20 protein-coding genes, 3 tRNA genes and 1 pseudogene are annotated in these 19,446 nt (G+C 63.0%); 7 read left to right on the top strand and 17 right to left on the bottom strand.

The window, feature by feature from the left end; translation table 11 throughout:
• Positions 1–4 precede the first annotated feature (4 nt).
• Entirely contained in the window at positions 5–1,543 is a 1,539-nt protein-coding gene (locus ACGFK1_RS05415) for a lipopolysaccharide biosynthesis protein (RefSeq protein WP_393426771.1), read from the bottom strand.
• Between the two features lie 179 nt (positions 1,544–1,722).
• Between ACGFK1_RS05415 and ACGFK1_RS05410 the strand changes: the two genes are divergently transcribed.
• Positions 1,723–2,616 carry a glycosyltransferase family 2 protein gene (locus ACGFK1_RS05410; protein ID WP_393426768.1) on the top strand — a complete coding sequence of 298 codons (894 nt, stop codon included), beginning with the start codon at positions 1,723–1,725 and terminating at the stop codon, positions 2,614–2,616.
• A gap of 46 nt (positions 2,617–2,662) precedes the next feature.
• Positions 2,663–3,676: a glycosyltransferase gene (locus tag ACGFK1_RS05405; protein ID WP_393426765.1), complete on the top strand. Its 1,014-nt coding sequence runs from the start codon at positions 2,663–2,665 to the stop codon at positions 3,674–3,676.
• Between the two features lie 13 nt (positions 3,677–3,689).
• Here the strand turns inward: ACGFK1_RS05405 and ACGFK1_RS05400 are convergent, their stop codons facing one another.
• Positions 3,690–4,874, bottom strand: coding sequence for a glycosyltransferase (locus tag ACGFK1_RS05400; protein ID WP_393426762.1), 1,185 nt, complete (start codon positions 4,872–4,874; stop codon positions 3,690–3,692).
• Positions 4,875–5,250: 376 nt separating this feature from the next.
• On the opposite strand from ACGFK1_RS05400, the gene ACGFK1_RS05395 reads away from it, so the two are divergent.
• Positions 5,251–6,561 carry an O-antigen ligase family protein gene (locus tag ACGFK1_RS05395; protein ID WP_393426759.1) on the top strand — a complete coding sequence of 437 codons (1,311 nt, stop codon included), beginning with the start codon at positions 5,251–5,253 and terminating at the stop codon, positions 6,559–6,561.
• On the opposite strand, the gene ACGFK1_RS05390 is transcribed toward ACGFK1_RS05395, so the two are convergent.
• The 3 genes from ACGFK1_RS05390 to ACGFK1_RS05380 form a co-directional block, all read right to left on the bottom strand.
• The gene (locus ACGFK1_RS05390; protein ID WP_393426756.1) at positions 6,538–7,656 is read right to left on the bottom strand and encodes a glycosyltransferase; all 1,119 of its coding nucleotides are present in this window, start codon (positions 7,654–7,656) and stop codon (positions 6,538–6,540) included. The two genes, ACGFK1_RS05395 and ACGFK1_RS05390, sit on opposite strands and share 24 nt — an antisense overlap.
• Positions 7,657–7,773: 117 nt before the next feature.
• Positions 7,774–9,249, bottom strand: a complete 1,476-nt coding sequence (locus ACGFK1_RS05385; protein WP_393426753.1) for a sugar transferase — start codon at positions 9,247–9,249, stop codon at positions 7,774–7,776.
• A 1,013-nt stretch (positions 9,250–10,262) separates the two neighbouring features.
• Positions 10,263–10,598, bottom strand: coding sequence for a hypothetical protein (locus tag ACGFK1_RS05380; RefSeq protein WP_393426751.1), 336 nt, complete (start codon positions 10,596–10,598; stop codon positions 10,263–10,265).
• Positions 10,599–11,329: 731 nt separating this feature from the next.
• Between ACGFK1_RS05380 and ACGFK1_RS05375 the strand changes: the two are divergent.
• Together ACGFK1_RS05375 and ACGFK1_RS05370 are read left to right on the top strand one after the other, a co-directional pair.
• Positions 11,330–11,926 (top strand): annotated as a pseudogene (locus tag ACGFK1_RS05375) (LuxR C-terminal-related transcriptional regulator); the annotation flags it as partial.
• A 10-nt stretch (positions 11,927–11,936) separates the two neighbouring features.
• Entirely contained in the window at positions 11,937–12,116 is a 180-nt protein-coding gene (locus ACGFK1_RS05370; protein WP_393426748.1) for a hypothetical protein, read from the top strand.
• A gap of 148 nt (positions 12,117–12,264) precedes the next feature.
• Here the strand turns inward: ACGFK1_RS05370 and rplA are convergent, their stop codons facing one another.
• The 12 genes from rplA to ACGFK1_RS05310 all read right to left on the bottom strand — a co-directional run bounded on the left by rplA (position 12,265) and on the right by ACGFK1_RS05310 (position 17,375).
• Positions 12,265–12,972 (bottom strand): 50S ribosomal protein L1, encoded by a 708-nt coding sequence (gene rplA, locus ACGFK1_RS05365; RefSeq protein ID WP_393426745.1) that lies wholly within the window; start codon positions 12,970–12,972, stop codon positions 12,265–12,267.
• Between the two features lie 102 nt (positions 12,973–13,074).
• Positions 13,075–13,503: a 50S ribosomal protein L11 gene (gene rplK, locus ACGFK1_RS05360; protein ID WP_067804360.1), complete on the bottom strand. Its 429-nt coding sequence runs from the start codon at positions 13,501–13,503 to the stop codon at positions 13,075–13,077.
• A gap of 25 nt (positions 13,504–13,528) precedes the next feature.
• Positions 13,529–14,338 carry a transcription termination/antitermination protein NusG gene (gene nusG, locus ACGFK1_RS05355; RefSeq protein WP_393426741.1) on the bottom strand — a complete coding sequence of 270 codons (810 nt, stop codon included), beginning with the start codon at positions 14,336–14,338 and terminating at the stop codon, positions 13,529–13,531.
• A 57-nt stretch (positions 14,339–14,395) separates the two neighbouring features.
• Positions 14,396–14,881, bottom strand: a complete 486-nt coding sequence (gene secE / locus ACGFK1_RS05350; protein WP_393426738.1) for a preprotein translocase subunit SecE — start codon at positions 14,879–14,881, stop codon at positions 14,396–14,398.
• A 20-nt stretch (positions 14,882–14,901) separates the two neighbouring features.
• Positions 14,902–14,974, bottom strand: a tRNA-Trp gene (locus tag ACGFK1_RS05345).
• Positions 14,975–15,103: 129 nt separating this feature from the next.
• Positions 15,104–15,619, bottom strand: coding sequence for a (3R)-hydroxyacyl-ACP dehydratase subunit HadC (hadC, locus tag ACGFK1_RS05340; protein WP_393426735.1), 516 nt, complete (start codon positions 15,617–15,619; stop codon positions 15,104–15,106).
• Between the two features lie 3 nt (positions 15,620–15,622).
• A complete protein-coding gene (hadB, locus tag ACGFK1_RS05335) occupies positions 15,623–16,051 on the bottom strand; it encodes a (3R)-hydroxyacyl-ACP dehydratase subunit HadB (protein WP_067804370.1) in 429 nt (142 codons plus the stop codon).
• Positions 16,038–16,490, bottom strand: coding sequence for a (3R)-hydroxyacyl-ACP dehydratase subunit HadA (gene hadA, locus ACGFK1_RS05330; RefSeq protein WP_393427857.1), 453 nt, complete (start codon positions 16,488–16,490; stop codon positions 16,038–16,040). The genes hadB and hadA overlap by 14 nt, the downstream gene beginning before the upstream one ends.
• Before the next feature lie 79 nt (positions 16,491–16,569).
• Positions 16,570–16,737, bottom strand: coding sequence for a 50S ribosomal protein L33 (rpmG, locus tag ACGFK1_RS05325; protein WP_006246868.1), 168 nt, complete (start codon positions 16,735–16,737; stop codon positions 16,570–16,572).
• A gap of 36 nt (positions 16,738–16,773) precedes the next feature.
• Positions 16,774–16,847, bottom strand: a tRNA-Met gene (locus ACGFK1_RS05320).
• Positions 16,848–16,880: 33 nt separating this feature from the next.
• Positions 16,881–16,953 (bottom strand) — tRNA-Thr (locus ACGFK1_RS05315).
• Positions 16,954–17,081: 128 nt separating this feature from the next.
• Entirely contained in the window at positions 17,082–17,375 is a 294-nt protein-coding gene (locus ACGFK1_RS05310; RefSeq protein WP_393426730.1) for a hypothetical protein, read from the bottom strand.
• A 75-nt stretch (positions 17,376–17,450) separates the two neighbouring features.
• Between ACGFK1_RS05310 and ACGFK1_RS05305 the strand changes: the two genes are divergently transcribed.
• Positions 17,451–18,311 (top strand): NYN domain-containing protein, encoded by an 861-nt coding sequence (locus ACGFK1_RS05305; RefSeq protein WP_393426727.1) that lies wholly within the window; start codon positions 17,451–17,453, stop codon positions 18,309–18,311.
• A gap of 148 nt (positions 18,312–18,459) precedes the next feature.
• Positions 18,460–19,170 carry an MBL fold metallo-hydrolase gene (locus ACGFK1_RS05300; RefSeq protein ID WP_393426724.1) on the top strand — a complete coding sequence of 237 codons (711 nt, stop codon included), beginning with the start codon at positions 18,460–18,462 and terminating at the stop codon, positions 19,168–19,170.
• The last annotated feature ends 276 nt before the right edge of the window (positions 19,171–19,446 follow it).

Genomic DNA, 19,446 nt, shown 5'->3' with positions numbered 1-19,446 from the left:
CGGTTCAGTCTGGCGCGTGGCGGCGTTCCGAAACCGGTGACACGAGCTTCAGAACGCAGGACAGGACGTTTCTCACCTGGCGGGGCGCGTGCGCGATGGCCGTATCGATGAGCGCTGGGTCCACCATCGGAAGCGCCCTGAGGACGCGCAGGGCAACCAGAAACACGGCGATCGCTGCCGGAACTGCCAGCATCAACGAAGCGACGCCGCCGATCCATGCGCAGACCGAGTACGCAACGGCACCCTGGACGGCGGCCGCCAGGGTGATTGCCACCAACGCCCTGTACGGCGGTGCGACGCCGAGTTTCCTTGTGATATACCAGGTTTCGATCACGACAACGAATACTTGGACGATGGCGCGCGACCACGCAGCTCCCATGAGGCCGAAGCGCGGTATGACCAGGAATCCGAGAACAATCGTGCCAACCAAACCAAAAGCGTTGGAGATCAACAGGAACCCGATCTTGCCAGTGCTGTAAATGAGGTTGGCCGTTGTGGTGCTAACAGCGGTGACCGCCGCCGCGACCAGCAGCACCGTCGCAACGGGCACCGCATCCGCAAAATCGGTACCGAACAGGAGCGGCACCAGCACAGGTGCGATCGCAGCGATTCCCACACAGGACGGCACCACCAACAGTCCAAGAATGCCCGTCATCGTCCGGTACATGCGACGTATCTGGTCGTGCGCACCAAGGCCGTGCTGCTCACTAAAATAGGGCAGCAAGGCTGCAAGGAAAAGCGGGGGTAGCTGCATAGCCATGTCGGTCAGCATTGCCGCCGCCGCGAATATGCCGACAGCGCTGATGCCGGCATAGTGCTCAAGGAACACGATCTCCGTTCGGCCCCACACGAGGCCGCTGATCACGGCCGCCAACCAGCCTGTCAGAGCAAAGCGCATGACATGGCGCCTGAGTTCTGTTCCGACTCTTGCCTTTTCACGAAGCATCTGCCAGATACCCGACGCCGGGATAAGCGACGCCGCAATAAACGCCGCGAGCACCCCCGCGACTCCAAACAGCCAGGCGCCCAACACGGTTACTGACAACTTGAGCAATGCCGACAGCGAGGACAGCCTGGCGAAATCGCCGAACCTCTGTTCCCCCCTAAGGTAGGCCAGGTAGACGTCGGCCATCTGCTTGCAGATGAATGACGCCAGGACGAGGGCGACCAGTACTGTGCGCGATGTCTGCGAAGGTGCGGCCATGGCCGTGCTGCCGGGCCAGTACAGCCAGCCGAACAGCAGCAAGCCCCCAACGAGCGTGGCCACTATCGACAATCGTGCCGTGGCACCGATCAGGCCGTCGGCCGCGTCATTTTTGTCCTCGGCGCGCAGATTGGGGATGAACCGCTGCAGCACCAGGCCAATGCCCAAACCGGCGATCGTCGCCGCGACGTTGATGCACCAGACGGCGTAGGCGATGACGCCCATACCGTCGGACCCGAGCAGGCGGGCCGCGATGGCGTTCCCGATGAAGGCGGCTAGTGAGGTTGCGGCGCCAGAGACGAACCCGAGAAACGTGTTGCGGGCGAATGCCGGTGGCATCAGCGTTCAGGCACTCGTGTCGGCCGCGGCCTCGAACCGCCGGAGATGAGCTTCGGCGCAGCTAAGCTCGCAGCAAATTCAACGGGCTGATTCAAAGACACAGCCGTATCCTATGCCCGGATGCGAAACCATACTTGTTCTTGGCGATGCCGCCTCCGCATACTGGTGCAATGCCGCTAGTGTCAGTCGTGGTGATCTTCCTCAACGAGGAGCGCTATCTCGAAGAAGCGGTGCAAAGCATTCGTGCGCAGCAACTTGACGACTGGGAGCTGATCCTTGTTGACGACGGGTCTACCGACCGCAGCGCCCAGATTGCCCGAGATCTGGCAGCAACGGACACCCGGATTCGTTACATCGACCATCCTGGACACGAGAACCGGGGAATGAGCGCTTCTCGCAACCTTGGCGCGTCGGAGACCACCGCGCCCTACATTGCCTTTCTCGACGCCGACGACATATCACCGACAAACCGGCTGATGGAGCAAGTCGACCTGCTGGAAAAAATGCCGGACGTGGCAATGATTGTCGGCGCGATACGGTACTGGTACAGCTGGGATCCCGCGGCAACGAAAGTGGACGACGTCGTGCTGACGGGCGAGATAGCAGACCGTCGTCTCGACCCGCCAGATGCGGCGTTGGCCCTGTATCCGCTGGGCCCAGGGTCACCCGCCGGAGTGACAGGGCTTATCCGGCGCAGAGTCTTCGACGCGGTAGGCGGATTCGAAGAGCGTTTTCGGGGACTCTTCGAAGACCAGGCATTCCTCTCGAAGATTTACATGCGCTATCCGATCTACATCTCGTCGCAGGCCTGGTACTGGTACCGACAGCACGATGCGTCCTGCGTTGGTCGAACGAGCCGCGCGGAGAGCGTGCGCCTGCGAGGCACTTACCTAGCGTGGTTGGAACGGATGGTTGGGCCGAACGGGGACGCTCGTGTTGTCGCAGCTGTTCGGCGCGCACGGCGCGCGGTGACGTACAGGCGGTTGATGTCACCGGCGTTGGAAGTGCTCGACCGCCTGCCCGAGGCGCAGCAGCGGAGATTGCGCGCAATGGCTGGGCGGACCGTGGAATGAGTGCATTCCGCTGGAAGAACCTGAACTCACGGTCGGCGAACGCAGCATGATCGTCTTATTCGACCCTAAACTTGCTCGCGGCGGTGGGCAGGTGGTGCTCGAGCAGCTGCTCGCGCAGCTGGCAGCCACAGAGGACGTAGGTCTGGTCATGCCCCCTCGGGGTCAGCGGGCCATCAACATTCCAGAACATGTCCGAACGTTCGATTCCGTCGCCCGTCTGGGGCACGAAGTCGAGCCAAACATGTCACTTCTGCTCGTAGCCAACGCCAACGCAAGCTTCCCGACGGTCATGGCGGCTGCTAGACGATTTCGACCGGCACACTCGATCGGCACGGTCGGCATCGTCCACAACTATCCTTCGTCGAAGTTCAAGGGCATTGCGACGGTCCAGTCTCTCAAGCGGCTCGACATGGCGGTGGCCGTCGAGCCCGGATTGACCAGCCTCCGTCGTGACGCGATCGTCCCAAGCTGGCTCGCCCCGACCGGCCCTCTGCCAGACGCCGGTCGCAGCATCCGGCGTACGGGCCGGATCAAATGCTATGCGCGGCCCGACAGAACCAAGGGGCTACACCTCGTCCCGGAGATCTTCCGCGAGATGGAGCGCGCGGGCCTCGAATGCTCAGTTGCATTGGGCGCGGGGCTGGATCGTCAGGATCGCTACGCGGCGAAGCTTCGTCGCTCGTTGGCCCCATGGCTGGAAGAAGGGCCGCGGTCACGCAGCTGGATCAACTCTGGTGACGTGTTCCTAATCCCATCGCTCTCCGGCGAAGCCGCCTGCCTCACCGCTCAGGAGGCAATGGCCGCGGGCGCCTGGGTGGTGGCCTCGCGCATTGGCCTGATGCCCTATCTGGCGCCGCAGGGCGAAGCGGTGTCCACCTTCGCGATCGGCGATGTCGCCGGTGCGGTCGCCACGCTGACCGAGGTCGCGCGGCTGCCCGAAAAAGACTTTGCGGACGCGTGTCAGCGCTCGCAAGCAGCTGTCGCCGTGCGCCACGGCCGCTGGTTCGACACGACGACTGCCCTACTCGTTCGGTTGCACGCCGAGCTGGCGGCGACCTGAACCCATGGCCAAATCAGAGGGCTTCTCGAACTCCGTCGCGAACCGCGGTGTAGAGCGTCAGTAGCCGCTCCACGTGCCGGTCGAAGTCCAGATCGCCGGCCGAACTGGTTGCACCTTTCATCAGTTGCACGCGAAAACCCTTGTCCCTCGCCAGTTTCACCATCGCGCCACGCAATGCACCTACTTCGGCGGGCACGATCACCGAGTTGACACCGTCCTGAAGGAATTCAGGCGCGGAGATCTCGGACGAAAGCACAGGGATTCCCGCCAGCAGCGCCTCGGCGTCCACGAGCGGGAAATTTTCGGCCAGGGTCGACGGCATTACGAGGACGTCTGCCTCGGCGAACACGTCGGCTTTGGCGGCGCCCGCCAGCCATCCGCGGAAGTCAACGATCCCTCGCCGATGCAGCTCCTGGCATCGATGCTCGCCGGCTCCTGTTCCCCCGATCACCAGCCGAGCGCCGTCGACGCCATCCCCCCACGCATCAAGCAGAAGTGGCAATCCCTTCTCAGTCGTCAACCGCCCCAGGAACAAGAAGGTGCAGCGATCGTCATCGGCATGACGTGGCCGGGGAGCCGGAAGCTGCCAACCATGCGGAATCACGTGGACCTGGTCCGCGCGCAATCGTAGTCCGTGCGCGCGATGCCGATCGAGGATGCGTCGGGTCGGAAACACGACGGCGCCGACGTCTCGCAGCGCGTGGTTCACAACCCGGGTCCGGATTCGCTGCGCGACGGGTAAGCGTGTGACCAGTTCACCTCGCCTCACGGCCGAGGCACGCGTGTCTACAAGAGCATGGTCATGCACTGTGTGCACGACCGCGGGTTCCCGCAACCGGAGCGCACCCAGGCCGAGCCCCTGGAATCGGTGTACGTGAACTGCATCCTCCTGCCGGATCTCCGGGCCCACCAACGCGTCCAGAGTGCGAACTGCCCCGACGAGGTCGAGGCCATGGAAGGCGACCTTGGCTGCGAGGTTCGGAGCCTGTTGGTTCGCGGAGTACGGCGCCCAGGCTCCGACCTCCTTGACCTCTACACCTACGTCCTTCAGCCGATTGCGTACGCCGTCGGAGATCAACGCCGACGCAACCGTCACTTGGTGTCCGAGTTCGGCCTGCCGGATAGCCAGCGCCATGCAATAGTGCTCGGCACCCCCACGGGGATCGAATAGTGCCGACGTGACCTGCGTGATCCTCACCCGCGTCCTCCTGGGCCGCTCGGCATGCGCAGTGATGTTGTCCGCCGGCGTCCGATCATGGTCCCCCTCCCAAAATTCGATATTCGAAAAGTACCCAGAAATGCGTGCCGTGGCACAGAACTGCGCGACATCCCAGTTAAGTATCAGGAAGGGCGGAAAAGTTCGCTCCGGGCGCAGGGGGCGGTGGTAGGGTCATTCCACAGATGCGGATCGGGCACAAATGTTTGCGTTGCCAGCAAATAGCTGCGTGGAACGGGGAGCCGCAACGCCCGAAGGCCGCGTAGCTATGGACACGGGCGTCGGTTATCGACCTACTGCAGTCGGGGGAGCGAAGGGGGCGGTGTTGTTTGCAAAACGCGGCATCGCTTGATTGCACATGAGCCACCGTCCCCCAATTGATGATTTTCTGCCACGGCGCGACGACCTCCGTGGCGAGCGATCCCTGGTCGTGATACTAGCTATCTCGGCGTTGCTGTTCGTTGACATTCAGCTTCCAGTGATCGGAAGCTCGAACCGGTTGCTTGCTGTCCTTGTACTGCCGTTGTTGTTGTTTGGACGAAGTCACATATCTACGCCCTTCTGCGCGGCGGCGGCCTTCCTACTTCCCGTGTACTTCTTGGTTCCCCCACTCATCCACCAGGATGTGGACGCGCACGATTTCATAACCGTTTTTGTTTTTCAGATGACAGCTGTTGGTGCCATGGTCCTGCTGGCCCGGGTTCTCGCGCATGAAGATCAACGCCGCAAGCTGACCGACGCACTGATCCTTTTCGCGATCGGTTCCGCGATGATCGCGACCCTTCAGCGTTATGGCGCCTTGGAACCACTGGGCCGCGACAGGTGGGGACATGCCGTCACCGTTTCGGATAGCCTGCGTGGCGCTGGGTTCTTGGCCGACCCGAATTTTCTGGCTGCGGCTCTGGCCAGCGTTATCCCTTTGGCACTCAACTGGCGATTCAGGCGCGTACGTTGGCTGGCCGTAGTCGTCCTCGGGGTAGGCGTCAACGCAACTGATTCCAGGATGGGAATTCTTCTCACCGTACTTGCGCTCGTGCTCTCGGTAACCGCGGGGATGGGCTCGCGGCGGGATTCTGTGAATTCCAATCGCCAGAAGGCCGTGGTTGTCATAGCGGCCTGCCTAATCGCATTGTTTGCATTCAATGTTGGCGGCCAACGCGATCGCGTGGTCGAGGGTGTGCTGATCGGCGTCGGGGTTCACGATGTCGCGACAACCGCGGACGCAATCGCGGGCGGGACCGCGCACAGTCGCCGACAAGCAGTCTTGGAGTGGATCGACGTAGGCCTAAATGGCCTTCCGTTTGGAGTCGGTATTGGCGCGGACGATGGATTCGCGACGAGGTCCAGTACGGGACTTGTCGCACATAATTCCTATGTTTCTGCCTTCGCCGAGGGCGGCGTCGCGGGACTGTTGCTTGACGTCACGGTCCTGTTGTGTGTCGCGTGCTTCATCCGCCGCCGAACCGAACCCTTCGCGATCATGGGCATCATCCTCGCGGCCAGCGGGCTGTTCCTCACCTACGGTTTGTGCATGATCGTGCCGCTGGGGCTGGCCGATGGCATCCGAGCAGCGGGACTCGGGATTAGGGAGCGCCGCGGTGACGCGGTGCACGTACCGGATAGCCAAACCGACTTGCAGCCGAGATCAGAATCGACGACTCAGCTCTAAGCCCTGGGGAGAAGTGTCGTCAGCCGTCCACGACACCAAGTTCTTGCGAAATGGCGCGATTGCGAACTTCGACACCGCAGCCTTACACGGCTCCGTGTCGATCGCAGCTGCCTTCGCCACCACTGTGGGGTCGTCGAAACGCGAGTCCCGCCATCCTGACATGAGGCCGCCACCGACCGCCAGAACACTCTCCCTGCTGCCACCAACGCCGTTGACAAGCACTGGGGTTCCGGAAGCCATGGCCTCAACGGGCATGATGCCGAAGTCCTCGACGGCCATGTGTACGAAAAGTGCTGCGCGTCTGTACAGTTCGAGCAGCAGGTTGTCGCTGACCCGCCCGACGAACAGTACTGGCGTCCGCGATTGTTTTGCGCGCGCGCGAAGACGCGCTTCGTCTGGGCCGACGCCGGCTAGCACCACTGGCAGGTCAAGAATCTCTCCCGCACTGATCGCGGCGTCAAGGTTCTTGTATTGAACCAACCGTGACGCGCCGAACACGAACTGTGACGGGAGGGCGCCAGCAGTTGCCTCGTCCGCGGCGCTGAGTTCACCTCGGAAGTTCTGAATGCGTTCGATATCGACTGGCGGATAAATCACTTCGGCGTCGACGTCCCAGGAGTCGGCAACCCGTTTTGCCACAAACCGGCTGTTCGCCGCGTAAGCAACCTTCCTTGAAGCGTGTCGCCGATCCCAGCGTCGAAAATACGAACGGCCAAGCCGCGCAACCAATCTGCTTGCCCGATCGTCGACCTCGGGAGCCCACACATACCGGGCGGGGCTATGCACATAGACGAACGCGGGAATGCCGAACTCGGCGGCGCGGCTGGCGAGGTGATGCGAAAATGCATGGGAGCTGACAACGACCTTGTCGACGTCACCGAGGTTTATCTGCTTCCACGCACTACCCATGTATGGCATTGCCGCGACCTTGCGGCCCCGCAGTGGCGAGCGGGCCAGCCAGCTCTCTTCGAGACCGGTGAAACGGGCCGGGTTGTCATTCCAAAGGCACACCGCGCGACTATGCGGCACGGCAGAGCGAATCTGCTCGAAGACATTCTCGGAGCCGCCTACTTCAGCGATCCATTCGTGCGCCACAAGGGTTTTCAGGCAGGCGTGCTGGTGCGGCCTGTGCCCCGACCCGGCGCTGTTGACATGAGCTGGCGAGGCACCTATGCGCGGTGACGACTGAGTTGCTAACACTCGGGATCCCGTTCAGCGTTCCCGGTAAAAGAGAACCGCGCGGAACGTTCTGAGAACGATCTTGATGTCCAGCCACAGAGACCAGTTCTCGATGTAGAAGTTGTCGTGGCGGGCACGATCTGCGATGGAGGTATCTCCTCTGAGCCCGCTTACCTGCGCAAATCCCGTGAGTCCAGCCTGCACGCGGTGACGCTGGCCGTATCTGTCGAACTGTGCGGAGAACAACTCTACGAAGTGCGGCCGTTCTGGTCTCGGCCCCACGAGCGTCATATCGCCGCGAATGATGTTCCACAGTTGCGGGAGTTCGTCGATCGAGGTGCAGCGCAGGAACCGCCCGACCGGTCCGACGCGATCATCGCAGGCCACACACCACTTGGTTTCTGCCTCGAGCTCATCCGCTGGTCGCATGGAGCGGAACTTCATTAAATCGAAGCGCTTTCCGCCGCGCCCAACCCGCACCTGCCTGAAGATGACACCCGGTCCGCCCTCGATCCGGACGGCTAGCGCAGCTGCAGCCAGCACAGGCGCCAACAGGATTGACGCAGTCACTGCGACAGTGATGTCGAAGATTCGCTTGATAAAACGCGCCGGTCCGCGAAGGTTCGGATTGCGGATTCGCATGATCGGAATGGAGCCGATGTGATCAGCCATCCCGGTCTGAGTGTGGAAATGATGCATCCGCGGCACGACGAGGAGATCTGCCGCCTGGCATTGCGCCGTCCGCACCGCATCAATCAATGCGCGGTCGTCGAAGGTCCCGTCGGCCACCAGCAGCGTCGACGCGCCGGTTGCGGCGACGGCGAAGTTTAGATCGGCGAGGCGGCCCAAGCGCGGCACGTACTCGGCAGCCGCAAAGCCCTCGCCGTCGTCCACGAATCCGTCGACGTTGAGGCCGTACATCGGATGCCGTTGAAGGGTGCTCGCCAGCTCAGCGGCGAGTGGTCCGCCGCCGATCAGGATGGCGTGGTACTTCGCAATCCCCCGGCAACGAGCGAAAACCGCCAAGCGCGTGGTCACTACACGGCCCGCAAGAACCAGCGCCATCGCCCAACATGCGGTCTCGAGGAAGGTGATGACCGCTTCCCGCTGATGCAAGAAGGTGATGATCAAGGCGATTACCGCGGTCGCCGTCAGCAGGCGACCGAGAATCGTCGGCAATTCGTCCAGCACACTCAAATGCAGGCGCGCGCGATACCGGCCACCGCTGGTCAGGAGAAGAGTTGCGAGCACGGCCAACGCGATGACCGCATGGACCTGCGGTGGCCGCCACGCGAGCGGGACGACGATCAGCGCAAAGTCGACGAGTGGGACGAGCATCCACGCGCGGATGCGGCTGAGGAACCGTTGGGGCGGCTGCCCTGCGTCATCGCTCGTGGGTTCTACAGGTTCGTCGATGGGCCGGATGCGCTCCAGTGGGCCCGTCACGACACGGGCACGGTCGAGCAGGGCCTTCCAAGGCGCAACAGGTGGATCAAACAGCTCGGTCATGATCGGTCACCCGTGTCAGCAATCATGCGATTGCCACCCGCGCGGCATACATAGACCACGCGCCTCGACGCCCCGAGACGTCGAACGCCGCACTCCCCCGAGTGCGTGAACCGCTTCATTCGCAACTCAACCCCCGCGTCGTCATGCCTGAACGACTTTGCTTCTGAGGGCTAGGAAAACTACATCCCGATCTGTCCGAGTCTGCGGCTCCGCCACTCCGCGGCCCCCGACGTGGCTCCCCCAGCCTTCACATCCAGAACATAGCGTATTAACCAGGAGGACGACGAGGAATCAGGTGTTTCCCTATACTTAGGCTTTGATTGACCATAGACGCGCCAGTAGAGACGGCCACTAAAGAGTCGGGCACGGCCCGCCGAGAAACTTCACTTGAGTTTGCTACAACTGACGCGTCCGTAGTATCGTTCCCATGCCTATCTGGTGTGATCTCTTCCAGCACTTGTCTGGCGGGTGCCCCTTGGGTTTCGCTGACATCGTGCCCTCTCGCCTGTGTGGACCGCCTCGGCCCAGACGCAATTCGATCCGTTCCGGATCCCGCGACACCCGAGGCCGGGTGGCGATGCCAAACCATCATTTCGTTCGCTGGCGACAACTGATGCGTGAGTGCCGCGACGACGACCGCCGAACAAATTTTGGGCAACAGAGGAAGCGAATTGCTGCTGCGGTGTAGTTCTAGCAATTGTTCATGTATTCGCTAATTTCGTACGTTCAGCGGACAAGTGAGAGTCGTTCGGATGACAGATATCACTTCCCGAAGGCGCTTCATCGCGGATTCTGCGCAAACAAGCGACTCTCAGCCTCGGCCGCTAGATGCCGTGCCGGGAGGTTCAGGAAGCATCCTTCTCAGCTATCGACGCTTCGAGGCCAGTGGGTCGGCTGGTTCTCGTAGGCGCGGGGCCTCAAATCCACGGCCGACGCCTCGGGTCGAACAACTTCTCACCAATATCGTCGTGCGTCTCGGCCTAAGGCGTCGACGGTAGTTCGCCGACGTAGAACTACTCGGCTCCGACGATCCAGACGGGTTGCGTTCCAGCCATCGAATAAATGACCCAACGGGCACTGATCAGCCCATAGGTTCCAACCTTCGCTGGAATGAATTGGGCCAGAACGTCTTCGCCCACCGTAATGCGATTCGCAGCGATGGTTGCAGCCCACCCAACCGCAATGAGGGCATTCCGCGCTTCGCCGATGACCGATAAGCCGGAGATGACACTTGCAACGCTTTCCACCATCGACATTGCATCCCGCGATGTCCCAGCGGACGGCGCGCCCGTCTGATCGACGTCAACAGTTTTCAACGCCGACTCCGCGGAACAAATCTGCGCTGTCATGTTTATGCCTCCCCGTGCGCGCTCCCACCCGAGCGCTCCAGCTAACTGTGACAGTAACCTCCGCCCAAAGTCGGGGTATCAGGTGTTTCCCTATCGTTTGCCCCCGCACCTGAGAAGCGCATCGACTGGGCGAGCCAGAAGACCAGCTTCACGAACCGCGTCCTTCGATAGGCCGCGTAGGCATCCTCGGCCGCGTGCCAATTGCGGCCGGACGATCGCGAACTGCCACGCGGCGTCGGCGACGCCATCTAGGGAATCCGCAGGGCACAGCCGCCCGGCGTCGATTAATGCCGTGGACTCAGGCCGCTGACACCCCTGGAGAGCCCGTCACCGCTACCCCCAGAAGAAAGGGGACCACCAATTGGGGGGACAACGGTGCCGAACCGTTAGGGAAACAACCGATTCGCGCAAGGTTGCAGGTCGATCGCGTCGTCGTATGAACGCTGGTGCGGACCAACGCCCCCTGAGCTGCGATTCGCGATGGCCAGCAGACAACGCTGTTGAAAGAGGTCAAGGAGCCACAATGACCGCGATCGCCACACGCACGAAAGAGCCTGCTACGAAGCTTCACGTAGGAACTGCGGCTTGCGCGCTCGCGGCCGCTGCGGTGCTCACGCCACTCCGAGGCGCTCGCGGCCTTCCAACCGCTACTCCGGATTCGACGCGATCCCCGGCACCGAGATCATCATTGCGTCGTTCCCCCCGATGCGACCGAGCGATGATCAACGTGGGGTCAGCTCGACGAATCCGAGACGCTCATCGACGCACTGGAACACAACAGGCGATGGCTGGACCGCCCGTGGATGTTGGCAGTGGGTGCCCGGTGCCGCAGCATGTGGTTGGCCGCGCGCGGTGACGTCGCCGCCGCCCGATCAGATGGCCCAGCAAGCACTTCGCGAACACAAGCGACTACCGATGCCGTTTGAACATGCGCGCACCCAACTGTTGTTCGACCAACTGCTTCGCAAGGCAACGCCGAAAGGATTTGGCGGGAGCGGCCCTTCACGACGCACTGAATACGTTCGAGGCGTTGGGCACTCCGCTGTGGGCCGAGCGGGTCCGCGCGGAGATTGCACGGACCCGCGTCAGTGCCACCCACGATCTCGGTCTGACACCGTCCGAACTACGGGTCGCTGAACTGGCCCGCCTCCGGCATGACCAACCGCGACGTCGCGGCCACGTTGTTCATCAGTCCGAAAACCGTCGAACACAACCTGGCCCGCGCCTACCGGAAACTCGGCATCCACTCGCGCGCGGAACTAGGACAGGAGATCAGTCAGCTGAACGTGGGGGAATCAACCGATTCGCGCGGCATCGCCGACCACTAACGTCAGGTCTGTGAGTAACCCGTCGCGGCCCTCCTGCTTTCTCGCGGAGTGGTACCGGCCCGAAGTGACCTCACGAACGGTCGACGAGGTCAGCGCAATGCTCCAGACCGTGGCCGCCACGATCAGCGTTGAGGGCAAGCAAGTGCGACTGCTTTTCGCTCTCGCGGTGCCTGCCGACGAAGTCCTCTAAGCGATGTTCAGTGCGTACTCAGCCGATACTGTCGTCCGAACATGCCATCAGGCAGGCCTGCCACTCGAACGGCTGAGTTCGAATGTCCTGCTCGTATGGGCGTTCTCGGCTTCGCCGGGCCCGACCGTCGGCCACAGCGTCAGGTGACTTACGCCTCGGCGAAGTTGCGCGTCACCGCCGGGTCGACCGGGATGCCCGGACCGGTGGTCGTCGAGACGGTGACCTTCTTCAGGTAGCGGCCCTTTGACGACGACGGCTTGGCCCGCAGGATCTCATCCAGCGCGGCGCCGTAATTCTCGGCCAGCGCCTTCTCGTCGAACGACGCCTTGCCAATGATGAAGTGCAGATTGGCCTGCTTGTCGACGCGGAAGTTGATCTTGCCGCCCTTGATGTCGTTGACGGCCTTCACCACATCAGGCGTCACGGTGCCCGTCTTCGGGTTCGGCATCAGACCACGCGGACCCAGCACACGCGCGATCCGGCCCACCTTGGCCATCTGATCGGGAGTGGCGATTGCGGCGTCGAAATCCAGGAAGCCGCCCTGAATCTTCTCGATCAGGTCATCGCTGCCGACAATGTCGGCGCCCGCCGCTGTGGCCTGCTCGGCCTTCTCACCGACCGCGAACACCGCGACGCGCGCGGTCTTACCGGTGCCGTGCGGCAGGTTCACGGTGCCGCGCACCATCTGGTCGGCCTTGCGTGGGTCGACGCCCAGCCGGATCGCCACCTCGACGGTGGCGTCCTGCTTCTTCGACGACGTCTCCTTGGCCAGCTTCGCGGCCTCCAGCGGGGTGTACAGCCGCTCCCGGTCGATCTTCTCGGCGGCTTCGCGGTATGCCTTGCTGGTCTTGCTCATTGGTTATCTCCTGTTTTTCAGAGTTGTGGTTGTTCGGGCCGATGCCAGCCCTCCCACGGGTCGAACTACTCGACCCCTGTTGTCGCGTCGATCCGCCTTCGGCTACTCGACCGTGATCCCCATCGACCGGGCGGTGCCGGCGATGATCTTGGCCGCCTGATCAATGTCGTTGGCGTTCAAGTCTTCTTTCTTGGTCTCGGCGATCTCGCGCACCTGATCCCAGGTCACCTTCGCGACCTTGGTCTTGTGCGGTTCGCCCGAACCCTTTTGCACCCCAGCGGCTTTCAGCAGCAGCTTGGCCGCGGGCGGGGTCTTCAGGTTGAAGGTGAAACTGCGATCCTCGTAGACGGTGATCTCCACGGGGATGACGTTGCCGCGCTGGTTCTCCGTCGCGGCGTTGTACGCCTTGCAGAACTCCATGATGTTGACGCCGTGCTGGCCGAGCGCGGGACCGACCGGCGGGGCAGGGTTGGCCTGCCCGGCCTGGATCTGCAGCTTGATCAGCCCGGCGACTTTCTTCCTCGGGGCCATGTCGTGCGGTGTTCCTTTCCTGGACTTAGATCTTGGCGACCTGGTTGAAGGTCAATTCGACAGGTGTTTCGCGGCCGAAGATGGACACCAGCACCTTGAGCTTCTGCTGTTCGGCGTTGACCTCGCTGATCGAAGCGGGCAACGTCGCAAACGGCCCATCCATGACGGTGACCGACTCTCCGACCTCGAAATCAACCTCGATCGGGGCCCGTTCAATTCCACCGGTCTCGGGCGACCCAGAGGCGGCAGCAGCGGCGGCCTTGCCCGGCTTCTTCGCCGCGGCGGGCGGCAGCAGGAACTTCACCACGTCGTCCAGCGACAGCGGCGACGGGCGCGACGTCGCACCGACGAAGCCCGTCACGCCGGGCGTATTACGCACCGCGCCCCACGACTCGTCGTTGAGGTCCATGCGCACGAGGATGTAGCCCGGCAGCACCTTGCGATTGACCTGCTTGCGCTGGCCGTTCTTGATCTCGGTGACCTCTTCGGTGGGCACCTCGACCTGGAAGATGTAGTCACCGACGTCGAGGTTCTGCACGCGGGTCTCGAGGTTGGCCTTCACCTTGTTCTCGTAGCCGGCGTAGGAGTGGATGACATACCAGTCGCCGGGCCGGGTGCGCAGGTCCTTCTTCAGCGCGACAGCGGGATCCTCTTCCTCGTCCTGCGGCTCGTCCTGCGGCGCCTCCTGCGCAGCCGCGTCATCGGCAGCATCGGCCGCGACGTCGGCTTCTTCAGGAGCCGCGTCGGTGTCCTCGGTCACCGGATCGACGTTGCTGTCGTCTGTGATGACGTCGACGCTCTCGGCCGAAGGCGATTTGCCCTCGAAGGAAGTCACTTGTCAGTCCTCTCTAATTCGCTCGTAGGAGCGATCTCTTCTTCGCGCAAGCGCTCATCAGCCGAACACCAGCGTCACGAGCTTCAACAGGCCCATGTCGACCAGGCCGATCAACGCCACCATGAACACCAGAAAGACCAGCACCACGGCGGTGTAGTTGACCATCTGCTTGCGGTTCGGCCAGATCACCTTGCGCAATTCGGCGACGACCTGCGCCAGGTAGTTCCAGACGAACTTGAACGGGTTGCGCCCACCTTTTCCCGGCCGGTCGGCGGACTTCTTGGCCGTCTTCGTCGCGGTGCCCCCGCCGTTCTTGGTGGGTGCGGCCTTCGTGCCCGTCTCCAGGTCGATGGCCCCGCTCTCGGCGTCGACCGCGCCACGCCGCGACCGTTTGCCCGTCGGACGGGCTGGTCGGGTCACGACCGCGGTCTGACCGGTGCTGTCGGTTACGGTGTCGTCGCTTGCGGAGCTGACACCGTCGCGCTCGTCGCTCACCGCATGCCTTTCGTCAGGTGTTGTGGGGTCACCTTCCAGTGTCCACACTTGTCGAGTATTCAGTTGAGCAGGGGCGACAGGACTTGAACCTGCAACCTGCGGTTTTGGAGACCGCTGCTCTGCCAGTTGAGCTACGCCCCTTCACCGGGGCTCACACAATTTGCGCGCTCCCCGTTCGGCCGATTTGAAACCGACGGACAGCGCGCTGGACTGGGAAAACCCCGAGGACCGAGTGTAGCGCGCCACCCGTGGTAGTTACTAATCCGCCGTCTACTCGTCGTGCTTGACGGGCTTGCGCACGACCTGGCCCGATTCGGGGTCCCATCCGGCCGAAATCGAGTTGTCGCCCTCATGGCCCATCAGCGTGGTGAACGATTCCATCACGACGTCACCGTTGGGCCGTGCGCATACGTTGCGGGTGGTCACGATGTCGGCGCCGAACCGCTCGTTCACCGACTCGATGTACATGGTGCCGGTCAGCTCGTCGCCTGCCTTGATCGGCTCGTGGAACAGGAACTTCTGGTCCACCTGGACGATCTGCAGTGTCTCGAAGCCGACGTCGACGTGCTGGAAGAAGTGCCGCTGGATCATCACCGCGAAGATCGACAGGAACGTCGGCGGCGCGATCAACATGGGGTGTCCGAGTTGAGCGGCGGCGTCCTCGTCGTGCGACGCCGGATCGAAGGCTTTCACCGCGGCGGCGTACTGGCGGATCTGTTCGCGGCCGACGACGAAGGTGTCCGGGTACTTCCAGACCATCCCCCGGATATCAGTCTTGAGTGCCATCGGTCACGCCAACTTCGCGGTGGCGACCGCGCGGCCGAAGATCTTCTTTCCCCCCGTAGTGGCCGACAAGGCGATGGTCACCGACTTCGTTTCTGGCTCAACGGATTTCACCCGGCCATTGAACACGATCTCGGCACCGACGCCATCGTTGGGGACCGGCACCACCGCGGTGAATCGAACGTTGTACTCGGTGACCGCGGCAGGGTCGCCGACCCACGACGTGACATAGCCCCCACCCAAGCCCATCGTGAGCATGCCGTGCGCAATCGCGGTGTCCAGTCCGACCTGCTTGGCGATGTCGTCGTCCCAGTGGATCGGGTTGAGGTCGCCGGACACCCCGGCGTAGTTCACCAGGTCCTGACGGGTCAGCGGTATCACCTTCTCAGGAAGGGTGTCACCTACCTTCACCGAGTCGAATTCACGCAGTGCCATCGCTGAAACCCTCTTCTCCCTCTTCACCCGAGCGACCCGCGAGGGTCGTGTACGACTCCTGGACGACGTCACCCTTGTCATTGGTGACGATGTTCTTGGTCACGATGATGTCGGCGCCGTGTGCCTGCCGGACGGAGTCCACGTACACGTCGCAATACAGCGTGTCGCCGGCATAGATGGGCCTGACGAACTTCAGCACCTGATCCACCTGGACGATTTTCATGTCCGTGACGCCAATGTTGGCGTAGTCGAAGAACGCCGACTGCGCCTGGTAACCGAACACCGAGATGAACGTCAGCGGCGCGGGCAACCGGTCGTGGCCAAGCTCGGCGGCCGCCTTCTCGTCGTGGAACACGGGATCGTCGTTCTTGACGGCGACCGCGTACTCGCGCAGCTTCTCCCTGCCCACGACGTAGTGGTCGGGATAGCGGTAGTGCATCCCGACGATCTGCGGTGACAGCCCCACGGTGGCGAACCCCTCGGTCAACCCTGGGCAGAGTGCCCAGCGGGTTGACGCGCTAGCGCGATTCCTTGTGAGCCTGGTGCTTGCCGCAGTTCGGGCAGAACTTCTTCAGCTCGAGCCGGTCGGGATCGTTGCGACGATTCTTCTTGGTGATGTAGTTGCGGTGTTTGCACACCTCGCACGCCAAAGTGATCTTTGGCCGAACGTCTGTACTTGACGCCACGTCAACTGCCTCTTTCTCAAATGCCTTCGTGTCCTGTAGCGGTGGGGGGACTCGATCCCCCGACCTCACGATTATGAGTCGTGCGCTCTAACCAGCTGAGCTACACCGCCATCCGGGTGCCACCTACTAGCTGGTGACCACCGAGCCCCCTAACGGAATCGAACCGTTGACCTTTTCCTTACCATGGAAACGCTCTACCGACTGAGCTAAGGGGGCCAGACCCTCGCAGCAGCGGCGTGGGCCTTAAAGAGGGTACATTCTCGCGGATTGCCGTGCCAAACCGCAGGTCGTCGCGCCGCTACAGACCGACTCTGACACCGGTCGACCCTGCACTGGCGCGCAGGTCAATGGACACCACCGCGGTGCCCCTGCGGCACATCGAACACCACGGAGGTGTCGGCCCCGGTGCGTTCCACGCCGGTCACGACGAACGCGAAGTCGCCGTCGCGCACCTCCTCGCCGGTCGCACCGGCAGGCACGTCGACCGCGGCGACGGGCGCCTCGCTGACATCCGTCCTGATCGCCACGGCCACCCCGGCGACGACACCGCCGACGATCACGACGACCGCCACACCCAGCCCGACCAGCAGGCCGATCTCGCGACCCTTCCGGTTGGGGGTTGCCGCATGTCGGGGCACCTGGCAATTGGAACCCGGTCAGCCATCACTTCGATGGCGGCGCGCCGCAGCTGACAAGGTGATAGGACAAAGGGCGTGACCGAACCCAACACACCGCGTGTGGCGGTCTACCTCGACTTCGACAACATCGTCATTTCCCGCTACGACCAGGTGCACGGCCGCAACTCGTTTCAGCGCGACAAGTCCGCCGGCTTCCACAAACGACCAGGGCGTCTCACCGAAGCCGTCGTCGACGTCGGCGCCATCATCGATTTCGCCTCCTCGTTCGGGACGCTGGTACTCACCCGGGCCTACGCCGACTGGTCGGCCGACGTGAACGCCGAATATCAGGGCCAGCTCGTCGGGCGGGCCGTCGACCTGGTTCAGCTCTTTCCCGCAGCCGCGTACGCGAAGAACGGGGCCGACATTCGGCTGGCCGTCGACGCGGTCGAGGACATGTTCCGGCTGCCCGATCTGACCCACGTCGTGATCGTCGCGGGCGATTCCGACTACATCGCGTTGGCGCAACGCTGCAAGCGACTTGGCCGTTATGTCGTCGGCATCGGCATCGCGGGTTCGATCAGCCGATCGCTGACCGCCGCGTGCGACGAGTTCGTCACCTACGACGCGCTGCCCGGCGTCCCGGTGGTGGCGCCCAAGAAGGGGGCCAAGCGCGCGAGGATGCAGGCAACCGACGACGAGTCGGATCAGCCTGATCCGCAGACCGCCGCCAGCGGGCTGCTGGAACGGGCGCTGCGGATCGGCCACGAGAAGGACGACGCGGAGTGGTTGCACAACTCGGCGGTCAAGGCACAGATGAAGCGGATGGATCCGTCGTTCTCCGAGAAATCGTTGGGCTTCAAGTCGTTCAGCGATTTCCTGCGTTCGCGCACCGACCTCGTCGAACTCGACGAGAGCAGCACCACCCGCATGGTGCGGCTCAAGGCGTCCCCGTAGGCAAGTCGCGGTGCTTGACGCCATTTCGACACGACGGTCGTGGATCGGCACGCACAGCGCAGAAACAGCAGCCGTGGGGTCCGGCCCGCGCAGAGCACGCGCACTGGCCATTTGCCCCGCTCTCGAACCAGCCACCTAGTCTGAAGCCATGACCGACCGCCTGTACTTCCGGCAGCTGCTCTCGGGACGCGACTTCGCGGCCGGCGACATGATCGCAGCGCAGATGCGCAACTTCGCCTACCTGATCGGCGACCGCGAAACCGGCGACGCGGTCGTCGTCGACCCGGCCTACGCGGCGGGCGACCTGGTTGACGCGCTCGAAGCCGACGACATGCGTCTGTCCGGTGTGCTCGTCACCCACCACCATCCCGACCACGTCGGCGGGTCGATGATGGGCTTCGAACTCAACGGCCTCGCCGAGCTGCTCGAGCGCACCAGCGTTCCGGTACACGTGAATTCCCTTGAGGCTGACTGGGTTTCGCGCGTCACCGGCATCGCACGGTCGGAGCTCACCGCACACGAGCACGGCGATGTGGTCAAGGTCGGCGACATCGACATCGAGTTGCTGCACACGCCGGGACACACTCCGGGCAGCCAGTGCTTCCTGCTCGACGGGCGACTGGTCGCAGGCGACACGCTGTTCCTCGAGGGCTGCGGGCGCACCGACTTCCCCGGCGGCGACGTCGACGCGATCTACCACAGCCTGCAGGCCCTGGCGAAGTTGCCGGGCGACCCCACGGTTTTCCCGGGCCACTGGTATTCGGCCGAACCGAGCGCACCACTGGAAGAGGTCAAGCGGACCAACTACGTGTACCGGGCCGGCAATCTGGACCAGTGGCGCACGCTGATGGGCGCGTAAGAGCGAATCGCCAACGGCCGTTTCGGGTTTGCGGCCACACCGGAGGGCATGGCCGACACGCCCTACGTCGACGTGGCCGAGAGGCAGGTCGGCGTCGATGACAGTTACTGGTCGGCACCCCGCATCCGATGATGGCGGTGATGATTGATGTCGAGTCGTGGGTCGGGCGGATCGGCGGCGACGAATTCGGCCGGGCCTGCGGCATCACGGGCACGGATTCCGTACCCAGGGACGTAGCGCTGTAGCGAATCCGAACGTTTTCGTCATTCGAGTAGC

Source organism: Mycobacterium sp. NPDC048908, from assembly GCF_043197955.1.
Classification (GTDB): Bacteria; Actinomycetota; Actinomycetes; order Mycobacteriales; family Mycobacteriaceae; genus Mycobacterium.
This window is presented reverse-complemented; position numbering and strand designations above follow the sequence as displayed.